At 66.5% G+C, this 25,583-nt stretch carries 25 protein-coding genes; 16 read left to right on the top strand and 9 right to left on the bottom strand.

The window, feature by feature from the left end; all coding sequences use genetic code 11:
- The first annotated feature begins 57 nt into the window (after positions 1-57).
- Together A3K89_RS18995 and A3K89_RS18990 are read left to right on the top strand one after the other, a co-directional pair.
- Positions 58-654 (top strand): flavin reductase family protein, encoded by a 597-nt coding sequence (locus A3K89_RS18995; protein ID WP_068429284.1) that lies wholly within the window; start codon positions 58-60, stop codon positions 652-654.
- Positions 655-688: 34 nt separating this feature from the next.
- Positions 689-2,107: a DUF2252 domain-containing protein gene (locus A3K89_RS18990; RefSeq protein ID WP_068429281.1), complete on the top strand. Its 1,419-nt coding sequence runs from the start codon at positions 689-691 to the stop codon at positions 2,105-2,107.
- A gap of 66 nt (positions 2,108-2,173) precedes the next feature.
- On the opposite strand, the gene A3K89_RS18985 is transcribed toward A3K89_RS18990, so the two are convergent.
- The 3 genes from A3K89_RS18985 to A3K89_RS18975 are packed head-to-tail and all read right to left on the bottom strand — an operon-like array spanning position 2,174 to position 4,268.
- The gene (locus A3K89_RS18985) at positions 2,174-2,620 is read right to left on the bottom strand and encodes a DUF6918 family protein (protein WP_068429278.1); all 447 of its coding nucleotides are present in this window, start codon (positions 2,618-2,620) and stop codon (positions 2,174-2,176) included.
- Positions 2,621-2,670: 50 nt separating this feature from the next.
- Positions 2,671-3,642 carry an o-succinylbenzoate synthase gene (locus tag A3K89_RS18980; protein ID WP_068429275.1) on the bottom strand — a complete coding sequence of 324 codons (972 nt, stop codon included), beginning with the start codon at positions 3,640-3,642 and terminating at the stop codon, positions 2,671-2,673.
- The gene (locus tag A3K89_RS18975; protein ID WP_084423897.1) at positions 3,639-4,268 is read right to left on the bottom strand and encodes a PaaI family thioesterase; all 630 of its coding nucleotides are present in this window, start codon (positions 4,266-4,268) and stop codon (positions 3,639-3,641) included. The genes A3K89_RS18980 and A3K89_RS18975 overlap by 4 nt, the downstream gene beginning before the upstream one ends.
- Before the next feature lie 83 nt (positions 4,269-4,351).
- Here A3K89_RS18975 and A3K89_RS18970 point away from each other — a divergent pair, with 83 nt between their 5' ends.
- From A3K89_RS18970 to A3K89_RS18960, 3 genes are all read left to right on the top strand, one after another.
- Entirely contained in the window at positions 4,352-5,245 is an 894-nt protein-coding gene (locus A3K89_RS18970) for a 1,4-dihydroxy-2-naphthoyl-CoA synthase (RefSeq protein WP_068429330.1), read from the top strand.
- 83 nt (positions 5,246-5,328) lie between these two features.
- Positions 5,329-6,399, top strand: coding sequence for a GGDEF domain-containing protein (locus tag A3K89_RS18965; RefSeq protein ID WP_254303583.1), 1,071 nt, complete (start codon positions 5,329-5,331; stop codon positions 6,397-6,399).
- Between the two features lie 56 nt (positions 6,400-6,455).
- Positions 6,456-6,842 carry a VOC family protein gene (locus A3K89_RS18960; protein ID WP_068429270.1) on the top strand — a complete coding sequence of 129 codons (387 nt, stop codon included), beginning with the start codon at positions 6,456-6,458 and terminating at the stop codon, positions 6,840-6,842.
- Here the strand turns inward: A3K89_RS18960 and A3K89_RS18955 are convergent, their stop codons facing one another.
- Together A3K89_RS18955 and A3K89_RS18950 are read right to left on the bottom strand one after the other, a co-directional pair.
- The gene (locus A3K89_RS18955) at positions 6,843-8,114 is read right to left on the bottom strand and encodes a sensor domain-containing phosphodiesterase (protein WP_068429267.1); all 1,272 of its coding nucleotides are present in this window, start codon (positions 8,112-8,114) and stop codon (positions 6,843-6,845) included.
- Positions 8,115-8,183: 69 nt separating this feature from the next.
- On the bottom strand, positions 8,184-9,389 hold the full coding sequence (locus A3K89_RS18950; protein WP_068429264.1) for a hypothetical protein: 1,206 nt from the start codon (positions 9,387-9,389) through the stop codon (positions 8,184-8,186).
- 198 nt (positions 9,390-9,587) lie between these two features.
- On the opposite strand from A3K89_RS18950, the gene A3K89_RS18945 reads away from it, so the two are divergent.
- From A3K89_RS18945 to menE, 5 genes are read left to right on the top strand one after another with little or no spacing between them, the layout of a single operon-like run.
- On the top strand, positions 9,588-10,754 hold the full coding sequence (locus A3K89_RS18945; RefSeq protein ID WP_068429260.1) for an inorganic phosphate transporter: 1,167 nt from the start codon (positions 9,588-9,590) through the stop codon (positions 10,752-10,754).
- Positions 10,755-10,764: 10 nt separating this feature from the next.
- Positions 10,765-11,076, top strand: coding sequence for a hypothetical protein (locus A3K89_RS18940; protein ID WP_068429257.1), 312 nt, complete (start codon positions 10,765-10,767; stop codon positions 11,074-11,076).
- A gap of 17 nt (positions 11,077-11,093) precedes the next feature.
- A complete protein-coding gene (locus tag A3K89_RS18935; RefSeq protein ID WP_068429254.1) occupies positions 11,094-11,420 on the top strand; it encodes a DUF3349 domain-containing protein in 327 nt (108 codons plus the stop codon).
- The gene (locus A3K89_RS18930; RefSeq protein ID WP_068429251.1) at positions 11,421-11,735 is read left to right on the top strand and encodes a DUF3349 domain-containing protein; all 315 of its coding nucleotides are present in this window, start codon (positions 11,421-11,423) and stop codon (positions 11,733-11,735) included.
- Positions 11,736-11,744: 9 nt separating this feature from the next.
- Positions 11,745-12,902 carry an o-succinylbenzoate--CoA ligase gene (menE, locus tag A3K89_RS18925; RefSeq protein WP_068429248.1) on the top strand — a complete coding sequence of 386 codons (1,158 nt, stop codon included), beginning with the start codon at positions 11,745-11,747 and terminating at the stop codon, positions 12,900-12,902.
- 46 nt (positions 12,903-12,948) lie between these two features.
- Here menE and A3K89_RS26465 read toward each other — a convergent pair whose 3' ends face one another.
- Both A3K89_RS26465 and A3K89_RS18915 read right to left on the bottom strand, forming a co-directional pair.
- The gene (locus tag A3K89_RS26465) at positions 12,949-15,447 is read right to left on the bottom strand and encodes an HNH endonuclease signature motif containing protein (protein ID WP_254303582.1); all 2,499 of its coding nucleotides are present in this window, start codon (positions 15,445-15,447) and stop codon (positions 12,949-12,951) included.
- Between the two features lie 217 nt (positions 15,448-15,664).
- Complete coding sequence (locus A3K89_RS18915; protein WP_068429244.1) at positions 15,665-16,243, bottom strand: TetR/AcrR family transcriptional regulator; 579 nt, start codon at positions 16,241-16,243, stop codon at positions 15,665-15,667.
- 77 nt (positions 16,244-16,320) lie between these two features.
- Here A3K89_RS18915 and A3K89_RS18910 point away from each other — a divergent pair, with 77 nt between their 5' ends.
- The 4 genes from A3K89_RS18910 (at position 16,321) to A3K89_RS18895 (ending at position 19,429) form a co-directional block, all read left to right on the top strand.
- On the top strand, positions 16,321-16,740 hold the full coding sequence (locus tag A3K89_RS18910) for a VOC family protein (protein ID WP_068429241.1): 420 nt from the start codon (positions 16,321-16,323) through the stop codon (positions 16,738-16,740).
- A 28-nt stretch (positions 16,741-16,768) separates the two neighbouring features.
- A complete protein-coding gene (locus tag A3K89_RS18905; RefSeq protein ID WP_068429239.1) occupies positions 16,769-17,542 on the top strand; it encodes a PIG-L family deacetylase in 774 nt (257 codons plus the stop codon).
- A gap of 118 nt (positions 17,543-17,660) precedes the next feature.
- Positions 17,661-18,608 carry an ATP-binding cassette domain-containing protein gene (locus A3K89_RS18900; protein ID WP_068429236.1) on the top strand — a complete coding sequence of 316 codons (948 nt, stop codon included), beginning with the start codon at positions 17,661-17,663 and terminating at the stop codon, positions 18,606-18,608.
- Positions 18,605-19,429 (top strand): ABC transporter permease, encoded by an 825-nt coding sequence (locus A3K89_RS18895; protein ID WP_068429233.1) that lies wholly within the window; start codon positions 18,605-18,607, stop codon positions 19,427-19,429. The genes A3K89_RS18900 and A3K89_RS18895 overlap by 4 nt, the downstream gene beginning before the upstream one ends.
- A gap of 10 nt (positions 19,430-19,439) precedes the next feature.
- On the opposite strand, the gene A3K89_RS18890 is transcribed toward A3K89_RS18895, so the two are convergent.
- Positions 19,440-22,664 carry a BTAD domain-containing putative transcriptional regulator gene (locus tag A3K89_RS18890; RefSeq protein WP_254303581.1) on the bottom strand — a complete coding sequence of 1,075 codons (3,225 nt, stop codon included), beginning with the start codon at positions 22,662-22,664 and terminating at the stop codon, positions 19,440-19,442.
- Between the two features lie 183 nt (positions 22,665-22,847).
- On the opposite strand from A3K89_RS18890, the gene A3K89_RS18885 reads away from it, so the two are divergent.
- Together A3K89_RS18885 and A3K89_RS18880 are read left to right on the top strand one after the other, a co-directional pair.
- Positions 22,848-24,092, top strand: a complete 1,245-nt coding sequence (locus A3K89_RS18885; RefSeq protein ID WP_254303580.1) for an Hsp70 family protein — start codon at positions 22,848-22,850, stop codon at positions 24,090-24,092.
- Between the two features lie 60 nt (positions 24,093-24,152).
- The gene (locus A3K89_RS18880) at positions 24,153-25,022 is read left to right on the top strand and encodes a 1,4-dihydroxy-2-naphthoate polyprenyltransferase (protein ID WP_068429225.1); all 870 of its coding nucleotides are present in this window, start codon (positions 24,153-24,155) and stop codon (positions 25,020-25,022) included.
- On the opposite strand, the gene A3K89_RS18875 is transcribed toward A3K89_RS18880, so the two are convergent.
- Entirely contained in the window at positions 25,019-25,399 is a 381-nt protein-coding gene (locus A3K89_RS18875) for a phage holin family protein (protein WP_068429223.1), read from the bottom strand. The genes A3K89_RS18880 and A3K89_RS18875 overlap by 4 nt on opposite strands.
- Positions 25,400-25,583 lie beyond the last annotated feature (184 nt).

Genomic DNA, 25,583 nt, shown 5'->3' with positions numbered 1-25,583 from the left:
ATTCTCGGGTGGAGGCGTCGGTCGGCCCGAGTGCATGGTCTTTGACAGGATGGATCGGTGCGAACAGTCTTCGATGCGGCCGAGTTGCCGTCACGCGCCTTCTATCCCCTGCTCACGGCGTCCGTCGTGCCGCGTCCCATCGCGTGGGTGTCGACGGTGTCGGCCGACGGCGTGGCCAATCTCGCGCCCTACAGCTTCTTCTCGGTGTCGTCGGCGAACCCGCCTGTCGTGCAATTCACGTCCGTCGGCCGCAAGGACAGCCTGCGGAACATCGAGGCGACGGGCGAGTTCGTGATCAACCTGGCCACCGAGCCGTTGCTCGAACAGGTCAACGCGTCGTCCGCCGGCTACGACCACGGTGTCAGTGAGCTGGACGAGCTCGGCATCGCGAGCGAACCGAGCGAGAGAGTCAAGGCGCCTCGCGTCGCGGCATCACCGATCGCGATCGAGGCGACGCTTCACCGCGTCGTCGAGGTCGGTAACTCGTTCGTCGTGATGGGCGACGTCGTCGCGGTGGCCGTCCGTCCCGAGTTCCTCGCTGCCGACGGGCTGCCGTCGTTCGAGGCGATCGCACCGCTGAGCCGGCTCGGGCGTACCGAGTGGGGACTGCCGCCCGCGGTGACGTCGATCGAGCGTCCTGGCACCCCTTCCTGACGCGCAGGCAGACGCTCGGTTTTACAGTTCATTCATGCACGAAGCTCGACACGGCCACACCGTCGTCCCCGACATCGTCGACGTCGACGGCAGATCGTTCGCCACTCTCCGGGCCCGACCGGTTCCGCGCGAGGAGCGCTATCGTCTCGGAAAAAGCTTGCGCGACAAGGTGTCTCGCGAGTCGATGGGCGACTGGACACCGCCCGCGAACCGGCTCGACCCGATCCGTCAGATCGAGTTCTCGCACGACGGGCGCATCGACTGGCTGATCCCTGTCCGCGTCGAGCGGATGGTCGAATCGCCGTACGGGTTCCTGCGTGGAACCGCGATCGTCATGGCACGCGACGTCGCGATGTTGCCGTCGACGGGGATCACGCCCGTCGTCAGCGGTGACTCGCACCTCGGTAACTTCGGCTTCTACGCCTCCCCCGAACGCGATCTGGTCATCGACCTCAACGACTTCGACGAGGCCCACCCCGGCGCGTGGGAATGGGATCTACGACGCCTCGCCGCCAGCATCTGGGTGGCGGGCCGGCAGAACGGACGCACCGAGCAGCAGTGCGAGGAAGCCGTCGTCGCGTGTGTTCGGGCGTATCGCATCGAGGTGTCGCGTCTGGCGGACGAGCCGCTGATGTCGCGCTCGTTCCAGCGTCTGACCGCCGACAGGCTCGAGGCCGACGCCACCGAGGGTTCGCTGCGCAAGGAGATCAAGCGGGCGACCAAGAAGGCCAGGCGACGCACGAGCGACCGTGTGCTGCCGCAGTTCACCGAGGAGCACGAGGGCAAGCGGCGGCTCGTCGAGGAGCCGCCGATCACCACGCGCATCTCGGCGCGCGACGAGGAGCTGCTCGCCGAGGGACTCGACGAGTATCTGACGACGCTGTCTCCGCACTGGCGGCGAGTGCTCGGCGGATACACGTTGATCGACGTCGCGCATCGGGTCGTGGGCGTCGGCAGTGTCGGGCTGCGCGCCTACGTCGCACTGCTGGAGGGATCGAGTCCCGACGACGTCGTGTTCCTGCAGCTCAAGCAGGCCAGGCGTTCGGTGCTGGCGCCGTACGTGCACGGTGAGTCGGCGTGGCACGCGCATCAGGGGCAACGCGTCGTCGAATACCAGCAGGATCTGCAGACGGTGAGCGATCCACTGCTGGGGTGGACGACGATCGACGGGCGTCAGTACTACGTGCGGCAGTTCAGGAACATGAAGGGCACGATCGACCTCGGGTCGATCGATGCGCCTGCGCTCGTGGACTATGCGGGCGTCGTCGGCCGGCTGTTGGCGAAGGGACACGCCCGTACGAGTGGGGCGTCGATGATCGCGGGTTACCTGGGCACGTCCGATGCGGTGGACGTCGCGTTGAGCAGGTTCGCGCGGTTGTACGCGGATCAGACCGAGGCCGACCATGCGTTGCTGGTCGAGGCTGTGCGGGCGGGCCGCTTCGCAGCCACGTGAGTGCCAATGTCGTGAGTGCCAATGTATAGCGGGCTATACATTGGCACTCACGTGCGCCGAAGGCGCCTATCCGGCGTACTTGGTGACCAAAGCGCCCAGACGCGGTAGCGCCTCGGCGACGTTCTTCTGCGCCGAACCGCGCAGGCTGCCGTAGAACTTCTTCACGACGCCCTTGTCGGTCTCCTCGATGCGCGAGTCGGTGACCGACAGCAGCGCGTTCGAGACCTGGTCGGAGTTCGCGACGAGGTAGTCGGCGAACGTTCCTGCCGGCGCAGCGTTGTAGGACTGCCAGAACGGCTCGAGCTGCGTGACGAAGTCGGGCCACAGCGCTTCGACGGCCCGCTCGATGTACGACGGTCCGACCTTCTTGACGGCACCGTAGCCGCCCTTGACGGCGAGGCCGCTTGCGCCCTTCTTGTCCGACACCTCGGCGTCGATCAGTTCGATGACGTCGGCGAGCAGCACGTCGCGCTTCGACTCGTCGAGCAACGATTCCTTCAGAGCAGCAACCACTTCGACTTTCCTCCCGGGTATTTACAGGTCAGTACGTAACCGCCGGAAGGTTACCGCAGGTGCGTGTAGGTCCGCCGAAGTCGCTGGTGCCACCACCTGGTTCGCTCGTCGGACGCGGCGAGTGCGCGCAACCGTTCGGGGTCGGGTTCGACGGGTCCGGCCGGGAGGGTTCCGTCGACGAGTTCGGCCCCGTCCGCGACGTCCGTTTCCAGCAGGCTTCCGGTGCCGAGTCCACACGCGAACTCGAGCCGTGGAATCGCCGACGCGGCCGCGAGCCCCGACGCCATCCCGACGGCCGAATCGAGTGCGCTGGAGACGACGACGGGCACGCCGTACTCGCCGAGTTCACCGGCCAGCTCGAGCAGCGCTCGCATACCGCCCAGCGGGGCGACCTTGAGCACTGCGACGTCCGCTCCCCCGGCCCGCACGACGCGCAGCGGATCCTCGGCGCGCCTGATGCTCTCGTCGGCGGCGATGCGCACTCCGGGCAGCCTCCTGCGGACCTCGACGAGCTCGGGAACCGTCGCACAGGGTTGTTCGGCGTATTCGAGGTCTCCGTCCTCGGTCAGCAACGTGAGGGCTTCGACGGCCTGGTCGACGGTCCATCCGCCGTTGGCGTCGACGCGCACCCGCGGGATCTCGGCGCGCACTGCCCGGACGCGTTCGACGTCGTCGGCCAGCGTCTGTCCTTTTTCCGCGACCTTCACCTTTGCGGTGTCGACGCCGGGGTATCGCGCGAGAATGCCGGGCACCTCGGCCGCGGAGACGGCAGGCACGGTCGCGTTCACGCGCACTCGTGCGCGATAGGGCTCGGGTGGCCCGTCCCATGCAGCTTCGATCGCCGAACGCAGCCACGGCGCCGACTCCTGGTCGTCGTACTCGACGAACGGCGAGAACTCGCCCCACCCGCCCGGTCCGCGAATCAGCATGACCTCGCGTGTGGTGATGCCGCGAAACTTCGTCCGCATCGGCAACGAGAGAACAGCCGACTCGGCGAGCAGTTCGTCGATGGACGGGATCACGGTTGGCCCTTCAACAGCTGGACCATGAGAGCCTCGCAGTCGGCGAGGACCGTGCCCTCGCGGTCTTTCAGCACCGCGCTGATGAACGTCTTGCGACCTTCCACCTTGTCGACGCTGCCCTCGACGACGAGCTCGGTGTCGAGCGGCGTGATCTTTCTGTAGTTGATGTGCAGGTACGCAGTACGGCTGATCGGACGGCCGTACGCATGCTGGATCATGCCGAACAGGTCGTCGAACAGCAGCGGGAGCGTCCCGCCGTGCGCAGCGCCGTTGCCGCCGAGGTGATAGCGCCGGAACATGCCACGGCTACGGACACCTTCGGCGTCGAACTTCTCGACGGTCCACGGCAGCATCAGCAGCGAGCCGCGTCCCGGCAGCGACAGGACGCGGCCTGCGGGCTGCTCGCCTTCGGGTACCGCGAACGGCTTCAGCAGGTCGATCAGTGCTTCGACGCGTTCGGCGGCGTCCTCGATCACCTCGGGCGTCGGCGCCGTGCTCACCGCCAGATCCTGCAGCGTCCTGAGGGCGTCGACGAGTCTGCCGTACTCGGGCCCGACCTCCGCGGGGGTGTACCGAGGGAATCCGCCGTGGTGCTCGTAGTCGTCCTTACCTGCACTGTCCGTCACCGCCTCACCGTATCTCTCCTCGAATCGCACAATTGTCAGGCGTACCGGTTCCGACGTCGGCAGGTGGCTCTATCGTGAACTGGGTGACCTTCAACCCTGCTCTGTGGCAACCCGTTCCCGGCTTCGAGGATCTCACCGACATCACGTACCACCGTCATGTCACCGACGACTTGGTGCGCGTCGCGTTCGATCGACCCGAGGTCAGGAACGCTTTCCGCCCGCACACCGTCGACGAGCTCTACCGGACGCTCGAGCACGCGCGCGTCAGCTCCGACGTCGGCACCGTGCTGCTCACCGGTAACGGTCCCGCCCCCAAGGACGGAGTGTGGTCGTTCTGCTCGGGCGGAGACCAGCGCATCCGTGGACGCAGCGGCTACCAGTACGCAGAAGGCGACACTGCAGACACCGTCGACAAAGCACGGGCGGGACGACTGCACATCCTCGAGGTGCAGCGCCTGATCCGATTCATGCCCAAGGTCGTCATATGTCTCGTCAACGGGTGGGCCGCGGGCGGCGGACACAGCCTCCACGTCGTGTGCGATCTGACCCTCGCGAGCCGGGAACACGCGCGGTTCAAGCAGACCGACGCAGACGTCGGCAGCTTCGACGGCGGTTACGGCAGTGCGTATCTCGCGAAGATGGTGGGCCAGAAGTTCGCTCGCGAGATATTCTTCCTCGGCGAGGTGTACACGGCCGAGGAGATGCACACCATGGGCGCCGTCAACCGCGTCGTCGATCACGACGAACTCGAGAACGTGGCCATCGATTGGGCGAAGAAGATCAACTCGAAGTCGCCGCAGGCTCAGCGAATGCTCAAGTACGCGTTCAATCTTCAGGACGACGGGCTGGTCGGACAGCAGTTGTTCGCCGGTGAGGCGACGCGCCTGGCGTACATGACGGACGAAGCCGTCGAAGGCCGTGACTCGTTCCTGCAGAAGCGCGACCCGGACTGGTCGCCGTTCCCGCGCTACTTCTGAGCCCGGGCGCCGCATTGTCCCTCTCTCGTGACCCCCTCACACGCCGTCGGAGCGAACGCCCCGGCGGCGCGTGGGAGTCCGTGGTGGAGTGGTTCGTTCAGTCTCACGACTACGAATGGATGACCGAGTTCCAGAACACGCATCCGTCGGGCCGGATCGTCCGGGCCATCGTCGCGCTGTCGATGCTGAACATCAGCCTGATGGCGTTTCTCAGCTTGTTCGCCGAGGGCGGGCCGACGGGCACCGCGGCAACGGTGCTGACGCTGACACTGAGCACCGCCAACATCGTCATCGCCGCGATGTGGCTGCTGCTTCCGTTCCCCGGCAAGAAAGGCGTCGTCGCGTTCGCGCTGTATGCGGACCTCGGCGTCGCCGCCGAGCTCAGTGTCTTCGATTGGCACAACGCGTTGTTGGGGTGCGTCCTGTTCTCCGTCATCGGCGCGTTCGTGACGTTCTTCCTCAGTCCGCGCTGGGTCGTCGCGCACCTGGTGTTCGCGTCGGTGACGACGCTGGCGTTCGCGACGGCGCTCTGGCTCCGCGGCGACGTCGATCCGATCACGCTGCTCGTGCAGACCAACGTCGTCCTTCTCGGCATCATGAGCGTGCCCGTCACGTCGCACATCTTCTTGACGACGCTGTCCGCCGACGCCCGCAGTTCGGTTCTCGACCCGCTGACCGGCCTGCTCAACCGTCGCGGCCTCGACAACGGACTTGCGGTTCTGTGGGAGCAGGGACGACAGGAAGGTCGGTGCGCGGCGATCATCGTCGTCGACATCGACAGGTTCAAGTCCGTGAACGACGTCTACGGGCACGACGAGGGCGACGCCGTGATCTGCCGTGTCGCCGAACGCCTCACCGCGCACGTCGCGCGCTACGGCATTCTGGGACGCACCGGCGGCGAGGAGTATCTGGCGGCGGTCGTCACCTCCCGGTTGCACATCGACGCGCTGATCCACGGAATTCGGCGCGCGCTGCACGGCGAGAACGACGCGGTTCCGGTGACGGTCAGCGTGGGGGCCGCGATTCTGTACGCCGATTCCGACTTGTGGATCAACGGCGCGGACACCGTCGAAACCGCGTCGCGCGTGGCGGATTCGATGATGTACAAGGCGAAGGCCGCAGGCGGAAACCGCGTGGCGACGCAGTTGATCTGACCTGTGCACGCGTCGGTTCACCGCGTGATGTCCGAATCCTGTGGTATCGATGTGTCGTGGAGATTCTGAGCGGTCGAACCATCCTGCGTCCCGCCGACTACGACCGCACGCTCGCGTTCTACCGCGACGACCTCGGACTCGCCGTGCACCGCGAGTACGGCGCGGGGACGGTCTTCTTCGCGGGCCAGAGCCTCATCGAGGTCGCGGCTCACGGCGGTTCGTCGACGCCGAGCACGTTCGACGGTGCGCTGTGGCTCCAGGTTCGTGACATCGAGGCCGCGGCCGCCGAGCTGCGCGAGCGTGGCGTCGCGGTCGATCGGGATCCGAAGCAGGAGTCGTGGGGTCTGATCGAGATGTGGCTGCGCGATCCCGACGGCGTTCCGATCGTTCTCGTCGAGATCCCGTCGGATCATCCGTTGCGACGCGACGTGCGCGGCGACTGACTACAGATTCAGCGAGCGCCGCACCGCGCTCGCCGACAGCGGCCTCGACCACAGAAAGCCTTGCGCCAGAGTGCATCCGAGGTCGAGCGCGATGTCCGCCTGCTCCCGCGTCTCGACGCCTTCGATGATCATCGACATCTCGAGATCCTGCGCGACGACCGACAACGCGCGCAGCAGCGCGCGGCCACGCTCGGTGTCGACGAACTTGGTGAGCTGGCCGTCGATCTTGATACCGTCGGGCTCGAGCGTCACCAGGCGTTCGAGCGAGGACCATCCCGATCCGAAGTCGTCGAGCAGCACACGGAACCCGAGGGCATGCACGTCCTCGATGTGACGGCGAATCAACGGGCCGTCGCTGACCGACGTCGTTTCCGTCAACTCCAACGAGATCATGGACGGCGACACCGACGACGTGGCGACCGAGCTCTGCAGTTGCGCGACCGCGTCGGGGTGCTTGAGATGACGACCGGACAGGTTGACGCTCAGCCGCAGGTCGGGGCGCACGGTGTGCCACTTCTCGGCTTCGTTCACCGCTTGCCGCATCACGGCGAGGTCGACGTCGATGATCAGCTCGGTGGATTCGGCGAACGGCACGAAGTCCGCGGGGGCGACGAGCCCTTTCGTGGGGTGATGCCAGCGCGCCAACGCCTCGAACCCCACGGTCTTCTCGGTGCGCATGTCGACGATGGGCTGGAACCACGGCACCATCTGTCCGGCGTCCAGTGCCCCGGTCAGGTCGTGGTCGCTGTCGAGTCGCGTCGGGCTCGACCCGACGCGTCGGTGCAGGTCGAGCTGTTCTTCGAGGATCGACGCGAACTGCTCCAGTTCCTGGAACTGCCCGTCGCTGAAGTCGCGCGGCATTCGGTCGAGCAGACACAGCGTTCCGATCACCAGACCTTCGCGACCACGCAGCGGCACCGACGCGTATGCGGCGACGCCGACCTCGTCGAGGATGCCTCGCTGGCGAACCGTCGCGTCGATGCGGTTGCGGGCGACGACGGCCGGCTTCTCGGTGCGGACGACGTCGTCGCACAGGGTCGTCGATCGATCGACGGTCGACACGGGAGGGCCGCCGATGTTCACGAGGGTGTACTGGGTGTTCTCGTCGAGAACGTTCAGCTGCGCGATCGCGAATCCGACGCTGCGCGCAGCCAGTTCCACGGTCGACCGCAGGGCGAGCGTCGTCGCTTCGAGGTCGAGGTATCGACGTGCCGAGTCGCTCTGACGTCGCGCCTGCGACCGTCGGTTCGGTTCGACGGCATCGTGTTCCACTGCGCCTCCCGATGACGGTCCCACCCGTCGGATGGGACAGGCAGCTGTCAGCTTAGCGGCGGCCTCCGATCAGAGAGCGGGAAGCCGAGTATGGAGGAGTCGGTGTCGGAGCACGGCCGCAGCCAGCCGCATCGCGTCCGACGACGGGGTGTCCGTCTCACGCGGCGACCCGAGCGTGACGAGGTCGACGAGGACGGCGTCGGCGTCCGGATCGGGATCGGTGGTCCATCCCTCCGCCCGCAGCAGTGCGGTGGTCAACATGGTGGTGCCGTGGGGCCACTGCCCACGGGCAACCTCGGCCACCATCACCTCGGCGGCGATGGCGTCGGGGTGGTAGTCGGTACCGATCAATCGACTGACGACGGTGGCCCACATCCGATCGGCGCTGATGCCGCGGGCACGCGTCGTCGGCACGAGCCGACCATGGTGTTTGCGGACGAGTCCGAGCCGCTGCAACAGGCGTCCGGACACATCCGACAGATCGGCGTCGACGTCGACACCCTCCCCGACCTGAGCGAGCAGGCCCTCGAGCCGTCGGACACATCCGTAGGCAGGCTCACCGGCGTCGTGAAGCGGCTGGGAGAGATCCCGATACAGCTCGGCGCGCGGCGGACTGTATCGAGTCCAGAGCTCGAGACGGTGATCGAGCAGTTGCTCGAGGAGAACACCCCCCGCGCGCTCGGACCGCAGTACCGAGTCGGTGATGCCGCGCCGTCGAGAGGCGAGTGTGGTGTCACGCAGAGGCGCGCCGCCGAGCCGTTTCGGGGCGAATTCGCCTGCGACCGTTGCGACTTCGAGTGTTTCGCCGATCAGGTCGACCATCGCCCGCTCGGGGCCGATGGGCGTCTCCTGCCACGTGACGAGTTCGGTGTTCTCCGCACCGATACCCGACCGCGCCACGGCGTCGGACAAGAGCTGCTGCCACGTTTCGTCGTCGGCATGCAGCAGCGCTCGGGTGCTCTCGCCGCGCGCGATGTCGGCGTAGCGGGCGTGACCGAGTCGATCGAGCAGGTCGGCGAGCGCCTGTGCGATCTCCCAGGCACGACCCGCGTCGTCGACCAGAACTCGAAGATGCAGCCACAGGAACGACTGCACCGAACTCTGCGTCGGACCTGCGGCGGGCGAGACGAGACGCAGGCCCTCCCAGCCGGTTCGAGCGTCGGCACCCGTCGCGGGATCCACCGAATCCAGGTACGACAACGCGGCCGCGACGGCCTCGTCCACACCGTGCCCGCCGCTGGGTAACCCACCGCTCGGAGCGTCGTCGAAATCCATGCTTTCCACTGTTCCACAGCGGTCCGACAGTGTCGCTCGAGCCGACGTTCGAAGCCGAGTGACGGGGGTCGCACGCAAATCGGACATATAAGGCAAAAGTGTGAACGGAAGGTGAACGGAAGGGGTCCTGCAGAAACCCGAAAAGAACACTTCGAACGAAATTATCGCTTTCGGCAGGACCGGCCCCACAATTTTCTCGTGAGCGCAGAATTCCTCGTCCTTCTGGTGGTCGTCGTGACGGCTCTGGCCTTCGACTTCACCAACGGTTTCCACGACACCGCCAACGCCATGGCGACGTCGATCGCAACAGGGGCACTGAAGCCCAAGGTTGCGGTCACTCTGTCCGCCGTCCTGAATCTGGTCGGCGCTTTCCTTTCCGTAGAGGTCGCAGCCACGGTCGCGAAGGGCATCGTGAACCTGGGCGACACCGGAGGTCAGGCACTGCTGACCATCATCTTCGCCGGACTCGTCGGCGGCATTCTGTGGAACCTCGCGACCTGGCTGCTGGGCATTCCGTCCAGCTCGTCGCACGCTCTCTTCGGTGGACTGATCGGCGCCACCATCGCCGGCCTCGGCACCTCGGGTGTCGTCTGGGACGGCGTGTGGAGCAAGATCGTCCTCCCCGCGGTGCTCGCACCCGTCGTCGCAGGCCTCGTGGCCACCGTCGGTACGTGGGTCATCTACCGCATCACCAACGCCGTCCCCGAGAAGTCGAAGGAACGCGGATTCCGCTGGGGCCAGATCGGGTCGGCGTCGCTGGTCTCGCTCGCTCACGGCACCAACGACGCGCAGAAGACGATGGGCGTCATCTTCTTGGCCCTCGTCGCGTACGGCACCGTCACCCCCGACTCGGAAATGCCTCTCTGGGTGAAGGTCACCTGTGCTCTCGCGATCGCACTCGGCACCTACCTCGGTGGTTGGCGCGTCATCCGCACCCTCGGCAAGGGTCTCGTCGAGATCGCGTCGCCGCAGGGTATGGCAGCCGAATCCTCGTCGGCCGCGATCATTCTCACGTCGAGCCACCTCGGACTCCCGTTGTCGACGACGCAGGTCGCGACCGGCTCGATCCTCGGGTCGGGACTCGGCAAGCCGGGCGCGGCAGTGCGCTGGGGCGTCGCCGGACGCATGGCCGTCGCCTGGGTCGTCACTCTGCCGTCGGCCGCCATCGTCGGCGCGATCTGCTGGTTCCTCGCCGACGTCATCGGCGGACTCCCCGGCATCCTCGTCGTCTTCGCGATCCTCGTCGCGCTGGCAGCCTTCATGTACATCCGCTCGCGCCGCCAGCCGGTCGACCCGAACAACGTCAACGACGAGTGGGACGGCGGACTGGTTCCGGCCGACGCCAAGACGACCACAACGGTTTAGGACACACACAATGGAAACGCTCAGGCACACGCTCGACTCGCTGTGGCAGGTCGTCCTCGTCGGACTTCTCCTCGGTGCGGGTCTGCCGGCCATCTTCGCGGTCGGGCTCAAAGCACTGTCCATCGGTGAAGCGCGCGACGACGGTTCGACGACCGCCACCGGTTCGTCGGGTCTTTCAGCAGGCTCCACCACTGCACGTCCGGTAGTCGCCACCGCGGCAGCAGCTCTCTGCTTCGCCGTCGTGATCGTCGCCATCGTCGCCGGAATTCTCTTCATCATGAAGGACTTCCTGGACAGCACCTTCGGCATCTCCGTCTTCTGATCAGAAGGACACCTTCCATGACCGAGACAAGCACGTTTCCCGGCTCCGTCCTGAACTGGCTTCGCGCCGGCTACCCGGAGGGAGTTCCGCCCAAGGACCGCTTCCCGCTCGTCGCGTTGCTGCGCAAGGCCGAACTGACCGATGCGCAGGTGCACGAGGTCGTTCTGTCCCTCGTCTCCCCCGTCGGCGGCGCGCTTCAGGACGGCGCGATCTCGAACGAGGAGATCAGCACGTACATCCGCGAGCTCGTCGACCACGAGCCCACCGCCGACGACATCACGCGTGTGTCGGCTCGGCTCGCCGCCGGTGGCTGGCCGCTCGCCGATCCCGCGTCGCTGAAGTAGATGGCAGTGCCTCAGTTCTTGGCCTCGATCCTCGGGTGGCTCCGCGTGGGCTATCCGGAGGGTGTGCCCGATTCGGATTACGTGCCGCTGTTCGCGCTCTTGGCACGTCGTCTGTCGGACGACGAGGTCCAGGCGGTGATGGACGCGCTCATCGCCGACGGTCAGATCCCAGCGGACAAGGCGGGCATCGCGGTGACGATCACGAAGGTGACCAACGAGATGCCGCGGGAAGAGGACATCGCCCGCGTCCGTGCCAACCTCGCCAAGGGTGGGTGGCCGCTCGCCGACCCGTTCACGATCGAGCCGTCGGAATAGGCTTGCGATGTGAACTCGCTCGAAGAACTGAAGATTCCTACCGGTGAAGCCGCGGCAGATCTCCTGCCGCGGCTTCGCTCGGTTCTGGATGGCAGCTCCCCTGCGGTCCTGCCCGTCCCCGCGGCCGACGAGCGGGAAACCGCCAGGCTGCGCGACGCCCTCGCGCCGGGCACCGAGATCGACGACGCGGCTGCGTTGGTCGTCGCCACCTCCGGGACGACGGGAACACCGAAGGGCGCGATGCTGTCGGCGTCGGCGCTGCGGGCCAGTGGAACAGCGACGTACGACCGGCTGGGTGGGCCCGGTTCGTGGTTGCTGGCGTTGCCCGCCCATCACATCGCCGGGATGCAGGTGCTGCTGCGTAGCGCGCTCGCCGGAACCGATCCGGTGATTCTCGACGTCGCGGCCGGCTTCGATCCGTCGTCGCTCCCGGGTGCCGTCGCGCGCATGTCCGGGCGTCGATACACGTCGCTGGTGCCGACGCAGTTGGTCAAGGTGCTCGACGATCCCGCGGCTACGGAGGCATTGGCGTCGTTCGACGCCGTCCTGCTCGGAGGTGCGGCCACGCCGGTTCCGTTGCGGGAGAGAGCAAGTGCGGCCGGAATACGGTTGGTTCGTACGTACGGCATGAGTGAGACCGCGGGCGGCTGCGTCTACGACGGTGTGCCGCTGGACGGAGTGACCGTTCGCCTCGACGACGGCCGCGTCGTGCTCGGTGGCGCGACCGTGGCACTCGGGTATCGCGGCATGCCGGATCATCCCGCGTTCGCCGAGCCGGGATGGTTCCGCACCGACGACACCGGCCTCCTGACCGACGGCGTGCTGTCGATCCAGGGCAGGCTCGACGAGGCCATCTCGACCGGCGGTCTGACGGTCGTGCCGCAGGTGGTCGAGGCAGCGCTGGTGACACACCCGTTGGTGCGTGAATGCGCGGTTCTCGGTCTGCCCGACGAGCGGCTGGGCCAGCGCGTCGTGGCTGCGGTCGTCGCGTCCGGGCCGTTGACGCTGGAGTCGTTGCGCGAGCACGTGATTCGGACGCTCGATCCGACTGCCGCGCCGCGTGAGCTTTTCCTGGTCGACGCGTTGCCCGTGCGTGGGCCGGGGAAAGTGGACCGCGCGGGTCTGCGGAAACAGCTGCTGGACGACCCTCTCCACCGAGGCGCGTAACGCCGACGCCGCACGGCGACAACGATATTGGCGGGTCGCCGTCTGCTCAGAACGGTGCTGGGTCATCGGCGTCTACCCTTTCTTTTCCGGTGATGTCGACGTTCCAGGGGTCGGTGGGTTCATCGTGGGTGGTTGTCTCGCTGGCCTTCTCGGCCTGGCTGGTCTTTTCTGTCTCGCTGGTTTTGTCGGGCTCGACGGGCGGTGGGGCTGTCGATTTCGGTTCGTGTGATGTCTTTTCGCATGTGGGTCTGCGTTTGCGGGGTATGTGTGGTGTGAGTGTGTGGCCGGTGAGATCGGTTGCGCCGACGCTGTTTCCGGGGAGGGTGACGGCGGTGCTGCCAGAGTTCGATGTCCAGTGTTCTATGGCTCCGGCGAGCGTGGTGGTGTGCCAGGCGCCCATGGTTTTGAGGGAGTGGTGGTAGCGGCACAGGCAGTGCAGGTTGGTCAGGATCGTCCAGCCGCCGCGGGCGGGGTCGTGGTGGAGGTAGGGGATGATGTGGTCGAGTTCGCAGCTGGCTGCGGGGACGTCGCAGCCGGGGAATCGGCAGGTGCGGTCGCGGTGGCGGACCAGGTCGGCGAGCTGTGCGCGGGGCTTGTACTGCAGCGCCCCGGCGGGTGGTTCGATGAATCCGCCGTGACCGTCGGGGTAGAGCGCTTGCGCGACAGCAGGGTTGGCGGCGATCGCTTTCTCGAGGGCGGCGATGAGTGTGTAGGAGCCGCGGTAGGGGCCGGTGTCGTTGGGGACGGTCTGTGCGCGAGCGGCGCCTGCAGCCGGTTTTGGTAGGTTCAGTCCGCGTCGGCGTCGCCCGCGTCCGAGTGGGTGGAACGTCAGATGATCGACGGGTATCGAGCCTCCGGTAGCTGCGGCGGCGTCCCTTTCGGATGCCGCGCACCCGTCATTTGAGGCCGCAGCCGTGTCTTCGGCCGCGTCGCAGTCGTTTTGGTCGCCCTGGTCGTCAGCCGCGTCGCCGTCGTTTTCCTCGACCCGGTCGTCAGCCGCGTCGCCGTCGTTTTCCTCGACCCGGTCGTCAGCCGCGTCGCCGTCGTTTTCCTCGACCCGGTCGTCGGTCTCGGCCGCCGTGTTTTCACTCTGGGCGGTCTCGGCGGTCTTGGCCGCTGTGTTTTCACTCTCGGTGGTCTCGGTCCCCGTGCTCTCGCCGTCGGCCTCGTTTTCGCCGCCTCCGCCGCTGCAGGTCTCGTCGCTAGCCTGACTCTGGTCGCCAGCCTCGCACGCGTCACTGTCGTTGCCCGCATCGCTGACTGCGCTCGCGTCTCTTACTTCGTCGTCGTTGTCGGCCGTGGTGTCGGCTGTGGTGGTGTTGTCGAGGGTGATGTGGAGTTCGTCGGCGATGTTTCTGGCTTCGGTGATGACGATCTGCCAGTCGCTGTTGGCGGCGAGTTCGCGGGCGTAGGCGGCGTCGATCAACCCGTGTCCGGCGAGGTAGGCGGGTAGATCGTTCAATGCGGCGAGGGTGGCGAGGTCGATGGTGATCGAGGTCAGTGGTACTCGCCGATCCGGCAGCACACGGTTGGCGGTGCAGGGGTGGTCTTCGTCGGCTTCGCAGGTGCAGGCGAGATGGGTTTCGCGTCGTATGCATGCGGTGTAGGCGGCGGCGAGGCGTTGGCTGCGGGTGCGGGGGTCGCGGGGGCATAGGGTGGCGGCCATTTCGGTGATCGATTGCCAGCAGGCGGCGGCGTCGGCGGCGTCGAGGGTTGCTTCGATGGTGGCGATCAGGTCTTTGTCGCGGTAGCGCACTCCGGTGAGTTTTTTCAGGTCTTCTCGCACCTCGGCGACTTCGTCGGGTGCGGTGCGCTGGATGATGGCGGCGATTTCGGTGGCCAATGGTCCGGGGGAGAGCCTTCTGGCGGCGTGTAGCACTTCGGCTTCGATCCGTGTGGCGGCATCCAAAGACAGCGGGGAGGTGACGCGGTAGATCGCGCGGACGCGGGCGAGGTCGAGTTCGCCGGCGTCGAATGCTGTTTTGATCGCGGGCAGGCGTAGGCGTAGGTCCATGCCGATCTCGGCGAAGGTGTCCGCGACGGTTTTCGAGCAGCCCAAAATCTTCGCTGTTTCGGAGGCCGCATAGTTGCCGGCGTCGGTGATCAGGTCCCCGACCTGAATGGTTTGATGGATGCACGAATCCCATATGTGGGCTGCGAGAGCGACTTTCCGTGCGCAGGCCTGATTCTCCAGGACCGCGACCTGCGACAGTTCACCCAACACCGCCGTGTCGATGACCGGTTTCTTCTGTGGTCCGACGTATTTCGCGAACGCGCTGCGCCTAGTGAACGGCATGGATTCAAGCCCCCGACTCGATTCGAACTTATGTTCGACTATACCACCGGAGATCGGGATGTCAAGGAAACTGGTTGTCTCGCAGTGCATTACGATCGAATCGGCACTATCACATGCCACCGACAAGAACGCGCCACGAACCGGGGTCGCGGGCTTCCCTCCACGACGACGTAGCGGCGGACCCTGCTTCGAACGCCCTCTACAGCGCTGCGCCGCATGAAGTTTCGGCCCGCCCCAAAGTGCGGTCATCCTCGACAATCGAATCGAACGCGACCGATCACTGTTCGACGGGTGAAGAATCCGCAGAAGGCGTCGGTCGCAGCCCTGACCGCTACCGGCGCCTGCGTGGGTGTCGGCGCAGCACTGGTGTGACGTTCGGCGTTACCGCAAGGCGCAGACGCCGTCGACTACTTCTCTGTCGCTGAGCCTTCGCGACCTACGCCTCACCGGCCGAGCCTGAACGACGTCACGACCGCAACGCCCCCAGCAACCGGTCGAGCATCGCGTGCGCATTCCGACGATCCTGCGGGGCTGCGTCGGCCCTGGCCAACCACAGTGCAGCCTCGTTCATTGCCCCCGACAACATGACCGCAGCAGGGTCGGCCGACGCGCCGGACAAACCGAGCAACTCCGCCAAGCCCTCCCGCAGAAGCCTGCCCGAATGCCGGGCGTCGGACTCCCGCCACGTCGCCCACCCGAGAACCGCAGGCCCGTCGACCAGCAGAATCTGTCGATGCGCGTCGGAACACGCGGCGTCGACGAATGCGTGACAGCCGTCGACCAACTGACCCCAGTCCGTGTCCGCGCGTGACGCGGCGTCCGACACCGCGTCGGCGACACGCTCGGCGACCAGATCGAGCACCGCCGCGAAAAGGCCGTTCTTGCTTTTGAAATGGTGATACACCGCGCCGCGCGTCACACCCGATCGAGCCGCGACGTCTTCGAGACCGACGCCGGAAAATCCCGACTCCGCGAACATCTCACGCGCAACGTCGAGCAAGTGCGCAGTCGTGACGGCGCTCTGCTCCTTCTTCGTCGGACTCATCGTTTCCTCCCTTGATACGTACACAGTGTATGTGTAGTCTCAAACACATACAGACTGTACGTATCTATAGGAGGTCCATGATGCTCAGCAGCTTCTACCCCGTTCTGATGACCCACGACGTACGCGCCACGGCGTCGTTCTACGTCGAAACGTTGCAGTTCGAGACGACGTTCGACAGCGACTGGTACGTCAGTCTCAGACGCGACCCGAATTTCGAACTCGCCATCCTGGACGCGTCGCACGAGACGATTCCGCCCGCACTTCGCCACCCGTCCCGCGGAACGCTTCTCAATCTGGAAGTCGACGACGTGGACGCAGAATACGACCGCCTCGTGGTGCGCGGCGGTGCCACGCTTCTGCTCGACATCCGCAGCGAGGACTTCGGTCAACGACACTTCATCATCGCCGCACCGGACGGCGTCGGACTGGACATCATCACCAACATCGCTCCGACCGCGGAGTTCGCCGACAGTTACGCACCCGCAGCCACGAAATAATCGACGGGGCGTGCAAGCATGTCCCTTCATGAGCACACTTGTCTGCTTTCACGCCCATCCCGACGACGAGGTCTTCAACACCGGCGGCGTCATGCGCCTCGCGGCCGACGCGGGGCATCGGGTCGTGCTGGTTACCGCGACCGACGGTGCCCTCGGCGAGTTTCCCGACGGCATTCTCGCCGAGGGCGAGACCCTGGCCGAACGTCGCAAGACCGAGCTTGCGACATCTGCGGGCATCCTCGGTGCGGATCGAGTCGTCATGCTGCACTACGCCGACTCCGGTATGGCCGGAACACCCGAGAACGACGCGCCCGACGCATTCTGCAACGTCGACGTCGACGAGGCAGCAGGCAAGCTCGCCGCCGTACTCGACGAGGAGAACGCCGACGTCCTGACCATCTACGATCCCAACGGCGGCTACGGGCACCCCGATCACATCCAGGTGCACTACGTCGGCGCGAGGGCCGCGGAACTGGCCGGGACGAAGAACGTCTACGAGACGACAGCCAACCGCGACCACATGAAGAAACTCGTCGAGCTCAACCCGAACTGGGCCGACGAGGACAACTCGCTCGACCTCGACACGTTCGGGCTGCCCGAGTCGGAGATCACCACCGTCGTCGACGTCAGCACGGTCATGGATGCCAAGCGCAACGCCATGCTGGCGCACGAGACGCAGGTCGGTGACTTCGGGCCGTTCCTGCAGATGCCCGTCGACATGCTGCAGGCCGCGTTCGGGCGTGAGTGGTTCAGACGCGTCGGCGGCGGCCCCAGTCTGACGGAAACGGAACTTCCGCTGTAGTGCGCCTGGCGGCGCTCGTGCGTGAATAGTTGGAGCGGAGGCCAACTTTCCGCGCACGGGTGCGACGCGCATGTCCCGTGCAAGCGTCGTGCAAGCGGACGGGTGCACTGTTCGTGGCATGACACCAGCTATCGAGGCAGTGGACCTCGTCAAGATGTTCGGCTCGCACCGCGCCGTGGACGGCGTATCCCTGACGGTTCCCGCAGGCGCCGTGTACGGCGTCCTCGGGCCGAACGGTGCAGGCAAGACCACGACCGTTCGCATGCTCGCCACCCTCCTGCGTCCCGACGGCGGCGCGGCGCGCATCTTCGGCCACGACGTCATGTCCGACGCGACCGCCGTGCGCTCGCTCGTCGGCGTCACCGGCCAGTACGCCTCCGTCGACGAGGATCTGTCGGCGACCGAGAACCTCGTCGTCTTCTCCCGGCTCCTCGGCCTCGGCCGAAAAGAGAGCCGCCGCAAGGCCTCCGAGCTGCTCGAGGAGTTCGGACTCACCGAGGCCGCGAGCCGTCCGCTGAAGAATTTCTCCGGCGGTATGCGTCGTCGACTCGATCTCGCGGCCAGCCTCATCTCCTCCCCTCCCCTGCTGTTCCTCGACGAACCGACCACCGGTCTCGACCCACGCACCCGCGCGCAGATGTGGGAGACGATTCGCCGACTCGTCGCCCAGGGCTCCACCGTTCTGCTGACGACGCAGTACCTCGACGAGGCCGATCAGTTGTGTGACCGGATCGCCGTCATCGACCGCGGCAAGGTCATCGCCGACGGCACGGCGGACGAGCTCAAGGCGTCGGTCGGCATCTCGTCGCTGCAGCTGACACTCGCCGACGGCACACAGTTCGACGCGGCCCGGTCCATCGTCGCCGCGCAGCTCGGCGTCGAGGTGTCGGCGTCCGCCGAATCCGGCCGTCTCACCGCACCGATGACCGACCCGTCGCACACTCCCGAGATCTTGATTCGGCTACGCGAGCACGGCATAGCCGTCGACGAAATCACCGTCTCCAAGCCCAGCCTGGACGAGGTCTTCATGACCATCACCGGACACGACACGATCGAGGCCGCATGACCACGACACTCACCAAACCCGAACCCGCACAACGACAACTGAACCCGCAGCGCACCATCTCGCTTCGACAGTCCGTCGCCCATTCGCTGACCATGGCGTATCGCGGACTGCTCAAGTTCAAGCACAACCCGGAACAACTGTTCGACGTCGTCTTCCAGCCGGTCATCTTCACCTTGATGTTCGCCTACATCTTCGGCGGCGCGATCAGCGGAAACGTCGACGCGTACCTGCCGCTCATCATTCCGGGCATTCTCGCGCAGACGGTCATCACGACCTCCGTCGTCACCGGCACACAGCTGCGTGAAGACATGGACAAGGGCGTGTTCGATCGCTTCAAATCGCTTCCCATCGCCCGTATCTCGCCGTTGGCCGGGGCACTGACCGCCGACGTCGTGCGCTACTTCATCGCCACCGTCATCACGTTCGGCACCGGCTACGCGATGGGCTACCGACCCGGCGGCGGAGCACTCGGCATCCTCGCTGCAGGCGCACTGGTGATCTTCTGCGCATGGGCCATCAGCTGGATCTTCGCCCTGATGGGCGTCCTGATGAGCAAAGCCTCGTCGGTACAGGGGGTGTCGATGATGATCCTGTTCCCGTTGACGTTCCTGTCCAACGCATTCGTGCCCGTCGACACGATGCCTGGCTGGCTGCAGACGTTCGTCGGCGTCAACCCGGTTTCACACCTCGTGACGGCTGTTCGCGAACTGTCCAACGACGGGCACGTCGGAATCCACGTCCTGTGGTCGATTCTCGGCGCGGCGATCGTCGTCGCGGTCGTCGCACCACTCACCGTCAGGGCGTACATGCGCAAGGCGTGACGTTCCCGGGTCAGGACCGAAGCAGCTCGAGTATCCCTTCGAGCGCTTCGGTTCTCGTCGTCTTCGCGACACGGGCAACCTGGTCGTCGACGACGGCGTCGCCGAGAACGCGTCGTGCCGCGTCGAGATGCAACTGGGGACGCATGGTCGAGTAGTCGTGTCGTGCATGCACTTTCACCGACAGCGCGAGGAGCTCGACGCCTCGTCCGGGGTCACGCCCGGAGTGGACGTCGAACGATCCGACGGCACAGGCGACCGATCCCAACTGCGGCAGGTCCCGGAACTCGTTGGTTCCGAGCCGTCGCAGTGCGACCTCGGTCAGAACGACGACGGTGTCGGCGATGCGGCCCGCAGCACCGTGCAGCACGTGAGCCGCGACGGATGCGGCGGCGAGCAGCGTCAGATACGGGTCGGTGGGTACGTCGGCCGAGAAGCCGGCGATCTCGGTGGAGCGACGGTACAGCGCGAGGCCGGATTCGATGTTTCCCTCCGCCAGGTCGGCCTCTGCACGCGTGGCGGTGATCGACGCCAGACGCTGATCCTGCTGATCGGCATCCGAGCTGATCGACGACTCACCGTCCACGCTCATCGCAGCGACGTCGTCGATCAGTGTGCGGCCCTCGGCAATTCGGCCGTCGGCGATGAGCGCAGCACCGGCGAATCCGCGCATCTGTGCGCTCTCGTCGAACGAATGCAGACGCCACAGCAGATCGGCTGCGCGCGCATAGTGCGACACGGCGAGATCTGCTCGGCCCGACTGTCCGTGAATACTTCCGAGACTCTGCGACGCCGACGCGGCGGCCCACGTGTCACCGCGGTCGACGGCGAGTGCGTAGGCGACGTCCGCGTCGCGCGCGGCAAGGTGCAGGTAGCCGAAGTTCTCGGCGAGCCCCGCTCGAACCATTCGTGCTGCACAGCGACGCGCGGGCTCGTCGGCCCGGACAGCATAGGCCAGTCGTCGTGGGAGACCTCGACCGTCGGTACGTCCGACCAGGACCTCCGCGACGAACCGCAGGCCCGGCTCGACACCGGAACGCGCACGTAGGCTGCGGCGCAACCGAGTTCGAATGCGTGCCGCATCCCGGATCTGACCGCCGCGCCCGACGTGCGCCAGGAGCACGACGTGGGCGAGCACGAGAGAATCGTCGTCGACATTCACGACCGCAGGCGCGTCCGACATCCGCGGCGCCCAGTTCAGCACCTCGGTGTGCGCGCCGCGCAGCGACCAGAAGAAGGCGAGCGCCGCGAACACCGTGTACGCCTGCGACCACCGCTCGTCGTCGACTGCATGGCGCAGCACGTCGACCAGGTTGTCGTGGTCGGCTTCGAGCATGCGGATCACCGAGACCTGGTCCGGCGTGCGAAAGCCCGCGACCGCAGTGCGCGCGACGGCGGTTCCCCACCCGAGCAGTCGTGCCCCGACCTCCGCGGCCTCGTCCTCGCGCAGTTGTTCCTCACCGAATTCCCTGACCGTCTCGAGCATGTGGTAGCGCACGTGCTCGTTCTCGTCGACGACGGTCAGCAACGATTGGTTCACGAGCCCGTCCAACGCATCGGCGACGTCGTCGACGCCCGCGAACCCGGCGACACGCTCGGCCGCGTCGACGGTGAATCCCGCTGGGAAACGACACAATCGGGCCAACGTACGTTGTTGCGGCGGCTCCAGCAGATTCCAGCTCCATTCGATGACCGCGTGCAACGTCCGGTGCCGCACGGGACGGGTGCGATCGGTGCTGCGCAGCAACGCGAATCGATGCTCGAGCCTCGCATTGATGTCCGCGACGGTGAGGGTGCGCACGCGGGCCGCGGCCAGTTCGATGGCGAGAGGCAACCCGTCGAGCGTGCGACACAGGCGATCCACCTCGATCGGGTCGAACGACGCCGCCGGCCGCACCGCCCGCGCTCGGGACACGAACAATTGCGCTGCCGGAGAGTCGATTCCACCGGCGACCAGAGGCGGAAGCGGGTACGCGGATTCCGACGTGATCGACATCGGAGACCGGGAGGTGGCCAGCACCGTCAAAGACGCACTGGCACCGATCAATTCGTCGACGATCTCCGCCACGTCGTCGATCAGATGTTCGCAGTTGTCGAGAATCAGCACTACCGCCCGACCGGACAACGCCTCCCGCAGACGCTCCCCCGCGGTCCGTACACGACCACCTCCGATGCCGCCGATCTTCAGATCCGTCTCGCTCAGCCCGAGCGTTCCACTGATGGCGGCCACGACGTCCTGGCCGCGACGCAACGACGCGAGCTCGACGAGCACCACCGGCACCGATGACGACGCGCGCGAGCCGATTTCGTGGGCAAGACGCGTCTTACCGCTTCCGCCCGGTCCGACGATGGTGGTCACCCGAGCCCGAGTCATCAGCGATTCGATCGCGGCGATGTCGCGCTCGCGACCGATCAACACGTTCGGCGCGGCACGCAACCCCACCGCGACGGGGGTGCGCGGCACGCTCGCCGACAGAATTTCGGCGTTGAGGTCGACGAGCATGGGCGACGGGTCGGTTCCCAGACGGTCGGCGAGGTTCTCCCGCAGCTCGGCGAACACCGCGAGAGCCTCGTTCGATCGGCCGAGGCCGTGCAGGCATCGCATGAGATCGGCAGCAGCACGCTCGTCCAGCGCATCCCGTGCCGCGACGCGGCGAGCCGGCGCCAAGGCCCGCTCGAAGTCACGCAGCCCGAGCAGAGCCTCGATCTCGATCGCGTCGAGCGCATCCGACGCGGCGTCCGCACGTGCTTTCAGGTCGTCGCCGACGGTTCCCTCCGGAAGATCGGAGGCAGGCTCACCTCGCCACAGCGCGCGAGCCTGCCCGACCAAGTCGAGAGCCGCGTCGACATTGCCGGACGCGAGGTGACCGCGAGCCTGCCCGACGCGGGTCTCCGCGCACGTCAGGTCCAGCTGTTCCGGCGTCAGTACCAAGCGGTACCCGGCGGGGCTGCTCACCAGAGTGTTCGGCGGCAGGACGGCCCGAAGCCGGGAGACCTGGGTCTGCAGCGCGTTCTTCGGGGCCCGCGGGGGCGCGTCGGGCCACACGTCGTCCAGGAGCGCGCCGACGCTCCGGCTGTGCCCCGGCGCGCACGCCAACGCGACGAGCAGGGCCCGCGCCCTGGCGCCGGGAATGGACACGAGTTGCCCGTCGACCCGGGTGCTGACAGGACCGAGCACGCCCACGTCGATCCTGACGGCGGGGGCGTCGACGTCGACTGCGCGAGTATCCAGAGGCACCGAACGACATCGTAGGTGAGTGTGCCGACACGGTCCCACATTCAGCCCCTGGTCGGTTATCGATCAAAAAACAAACCGAAAGACGGTATAGTGCGACGGGGGTCACCAGGACGCGCAGGTGGAGGAACTGCCGAATCGGGGAGTGGGAGGGCGCGAGAAGCAATGGTGTCGATAGGAATGTCGATGGGCGCGAGCGGCATTCGTGCCGTGCGCACGGCCGACGGCGTGTCCTTCTCGGCCGAATGGTTCCCGTCTGCGGCCGACGTTCCCGACGCCGACGACGTCGCGCACGCCATCCGGACCATCGTCGACCGCTCCGACGCACCGCACTCGCTCGGCGTCGCGTTCCCCGACCCCAGTTACTCCGCAGCACTGAAAGCGGCGCTCGTCGAGGAGTACGTCTCGGAGGTCCACATCATCTCCGAGATCGCGGGCACCCTCGAACAGCTTCGGGCCGACCCCGATTTCCGATACCGCACGGTGGCGATCTACGACCTGGGCGCCACCGGCCTGGACATGACCGTCGCCGATACAGACAGCGGCACGGTCTATGCCGCGACGAGGTCGCAGGATTTCAGCGGCGACGTCCTCGATCTCGCGGTGCGCGACTACCTCATGACGCTCGACATCCTGGCTACTCCGCGCACTCCCGACGAGGAAGCGGGACTGCTTGCGTTCAGCCGCGAGATCAAGGAAGCGTTGTCGACGCACGAGGCAACCCAGACGTCCGACGGCGCCTTCCGACTGATGGACCGGCGGATGTTCGAGATCTGCATCATGCGGGCGGTCGAGCGGTCCGCCATCGCGCTGCGCGATCTCGCGGAGATGTCGGAGATTCCGCCGGAAGCCGTCGTCGCGATCGGAGGCGGGGCCCGCATCCCACTGATCGAGGACATTCTCGGGCGCTACCTGCAGCTTCCCGTCGTTCGGCCCGACGCACCGGACTTGATCGCGTCGCGAGGCGCAGCGCTGTACGCGACACGTGTCGACGGCGTGGGCAACGCCGCCGCGCCCCCTGCCAGGCGCAGCGCGAAATCGCTGCTGACGCCGCTGCTGCGCTTCGGTCTGCCGTCCGTCGTCGCATTCGGGTTGTTGTCGTGGGTCATGTGGCCGTCGCCGGAGGCGGAATCGACGACGACCCGCGTTCCTGCTCCTGCCGTCGACACGTCGTCGACGCCGACGGCGCCCGTCACCGCGACACAGCTGCTGACCACCCTCCCGCCACCTGCTCCGGTCGTCGAGAACACCCCCACGATCGAGGCGCCCCCCGCTGATTCGCAGGCGACTGCGCCGAGTGTGCCGCGCTACGACACCGGTGGGTACGTCGAACCCGCAGCCCCGCCGCCACCTCCGCCGCCGTTCCAGTTGCCGCGCATCGAGTTGCCGCAGATTCAACTACCCGTTCTGCCGCCGTTGCGTTTTCCCTAGGTTCTCCGCGTCTCGACACCTCCCGAGACAGACCTGGACGGCATGCGCAAAGATCGATGAATGGCCACCACAGCGCAATGGATCGAAGGCGCCCGTCCGCGGACGTTGCCGAATGCAATCGCACCCGTACTCGTCGGAACGGGTGCGGCCGCGTCGCTCGACGCGGCGGTGTGGTGGAAGGCGCTGCTCGCGCTCGTCGTGAGCCTGGCGCTGATCATCGGCGTCAACTTCGCCAACGACTATTCCGACGGCATTCGCGGCACCGACGACGAACGCGTCGGACCGCTCCGGCTCGTGGGATCGAAGTTGGCGTCGCCCGGCTCGGTGAAAGCCGCGGCGATCGGATGTTTCGTCGTCGGCGGTGTCGCGGGACTGGTTCTCGCGGCGACGACGGCTTGGTGGCTCGTCGTCGTCGGCGCGGTCTGCATCGCGGGCGCCTGGTACTACACGGGCGGCACGAAGCCGTACGGCTACGCGGGACTCGGCGAAATCGCCGTGTTCGTGTTCTTCGGACTGGTCGCGGTGTTGGGCACGCAGTTCGTGCAGGCGGACCGCGTCGACTGGGTCGGTCTGGTCGCGGCGATCGCCGTCGGGTCGTTCTCGAGTGCAGTACTCGTCGCCAACAATCTGCGGGACATCGACACCGATCCGGATTCGGGAAAGCTCACGCTCGCAGTCAAATTGGGCGACACGCGGACACGACTGCTCCACCTTGCGCTGATGGTGGTGCCGTTCGCCGTCACCGTGGCTCTCACTGCCCGGACGCCGTGGGCGCTCGTCGCGCTGATCGCTCTGCCGCTGGCGGCACGGGCCAACAAGCCGGTGCGGTCCGGGCAGACGGGATTCGCGCTGATCCCCGCGCTACGTGACTCCGGCCTGGCCATGCTCGTCTGGGGCCTGACGACCGGAGCCGCACTGGCGTTCGCCTAACGGCGTTCCGGGACGAACGCTCCCAGCAGCCAGTTGACGATCGAGATGATCAGCGCACCCCAGAAGGCCGCGCCGAACGTGGCGATCGTCAAGCCGTACTCGGTGGCCGACGAGATCCACGCCGTCAGCATCAGCATGAGCGCGTTGATGACGAGGGTGAACAGGCCGAGCGTCACGATGAGCAGCGGGAGCGACAACAGCTTCACCAACGGCTTGACGAACGCGTTGACGATCGTGAACACCGCAGCGATCCCGGCCAGGACGAGCAGGTCCCAGGCAGTCCCCCGCCCCGAACTCGATACGGCGATCCCGGACACCCACTGGGCGGCCAGCCAGATCGCGACTGCATTGATCACGAGCCGTACGAGAAATGTCATGCGAGCCACCCTACGTGCGCGCGAATGTACAGCCCGCTATACGGCGGTCTCAAGCAGTCATCGCAACGTGCCTGATCATTGAGGGATGGTTGCGATGGGACGTCCGGTGTACACCCATGAGGTGCGGATGCTGTTCTGGGTTCTGTTGGGTTGGGGCTCGACGGTGAAAGAGGCCGCCGAGGTG

Source organism: Rhodococcoides kyotonense (genome assembly GCF_001645385.1).
Lineage (GTDB): Bacteria > Actinomycetota > Actinomycetes > Mycobacteriales > Mycobacteriaceae > Rhodococcoides > Rhodococcoides kyotonensis_B.
The sequence above is the reverse complement of the archived record's forward strand: the minus strand, read 5'-3'. Positions and strand labels throughout refer to the sequence as shown.

Bases quoted from the DNA above. Each gene is read 5' to 3' on its own strand.
- A3K89_RS26465 (WP_254303582.1), bottom strand. From the start codon at position 15,447: ATGACCGCACTTTGGGGCGGGCCGAAACTTCATGCGGCGCAGCGCTGT.
- A3K89_RS18900 (WP_068429236.1), top strand. From the start codon at position 17,661: ATGACACCAGCTATCGAGGCAGTGGACCTCGTCAAGATGTTCGGCTCG.
- A3K89_RS18935 (WP_068429254.1), top strand. From the start codon at position 11,094: ATGACCGAGACAAGCACGTTTCCCGGCTCCGTCCTGAACTGGCTTCGC.
- A3K89_RS18915 (WP_068429244.1), bottom strand. From the start codon at position 16,243: ATGAGTCCGACGAAGAAGGAGCAGAGCGCCGTCACGACTGCGCACTTG.
- A3K89_RS18895 (WP_068429233.1), top strand. From the start codon at position 18,605: ATGACCACGACACTCACCAAACCCGAACCCGCACAACGACAACTGAAC.
- A3K89_RS18950 (WP_068429264.1), bottom strand. From the start codon at position 9,389: ATGGATTTCGACGACGCTCCGAGCGGTGGGTTACCCAGCGGCGGGCAC.
- A3K89_RS18910 (WP_068429241.1), top strand. From the start codon at position 16,321: ATGATGCTCAGCAGCTTCTACCCCGTTCTGATGACCCACGACGTACGC.
- A3K89_RS18905 (WP_068429239.1), top strand. From the start codon at position 16,769: ATGAGCACACTTGTCTGCTTTCACGCCCATCCCGACGACGAGGTCTTC.
- A3K89_RS18885 (WP_254303580.1), top strand. From the start codon at position 22,848: ATGGGCGCGAGCGGCATTCGTGCCGTGCGCACGGCCGACGGCGTGTCC.
- A3K89_RS18930 (WP_068429251.1), top strand. From the start codon at position 11,421: ATGGCAGTGCCTCAGTTCTTGGCCTCGATCCTCGGGTGGCTCCGCGTG.
- A3K89_RS18875 (WP_068429223.1), bottom strand. From the start codon at position 25,399: ATGACATTTCTCGTACGGCTCGTGATCAATGCAGTCGCGATCTGGCTG.
- A3K89_RS18940 (WP_068429257.1), top strand. From the start codon at position 10,765: ATGGAAACGCTCAGGCACACGCTCGACTCGCTGTGGCAGGTCGTCCTC.
- A3K89_RS18880 (WP_068429225.1), top strand. From the start codon at position 24,153: ATGGCCACCACAGCGCAATGGATCGAAGGCGCCCGTCCGCGGACGTTG.
- A3K89_RS18990 (WP_068429281.1), top strand. From the start codon at position 689: ATGCACGAAGCTCGACACGGCCACACCGTCGTCCCCGACATCGTCGAC.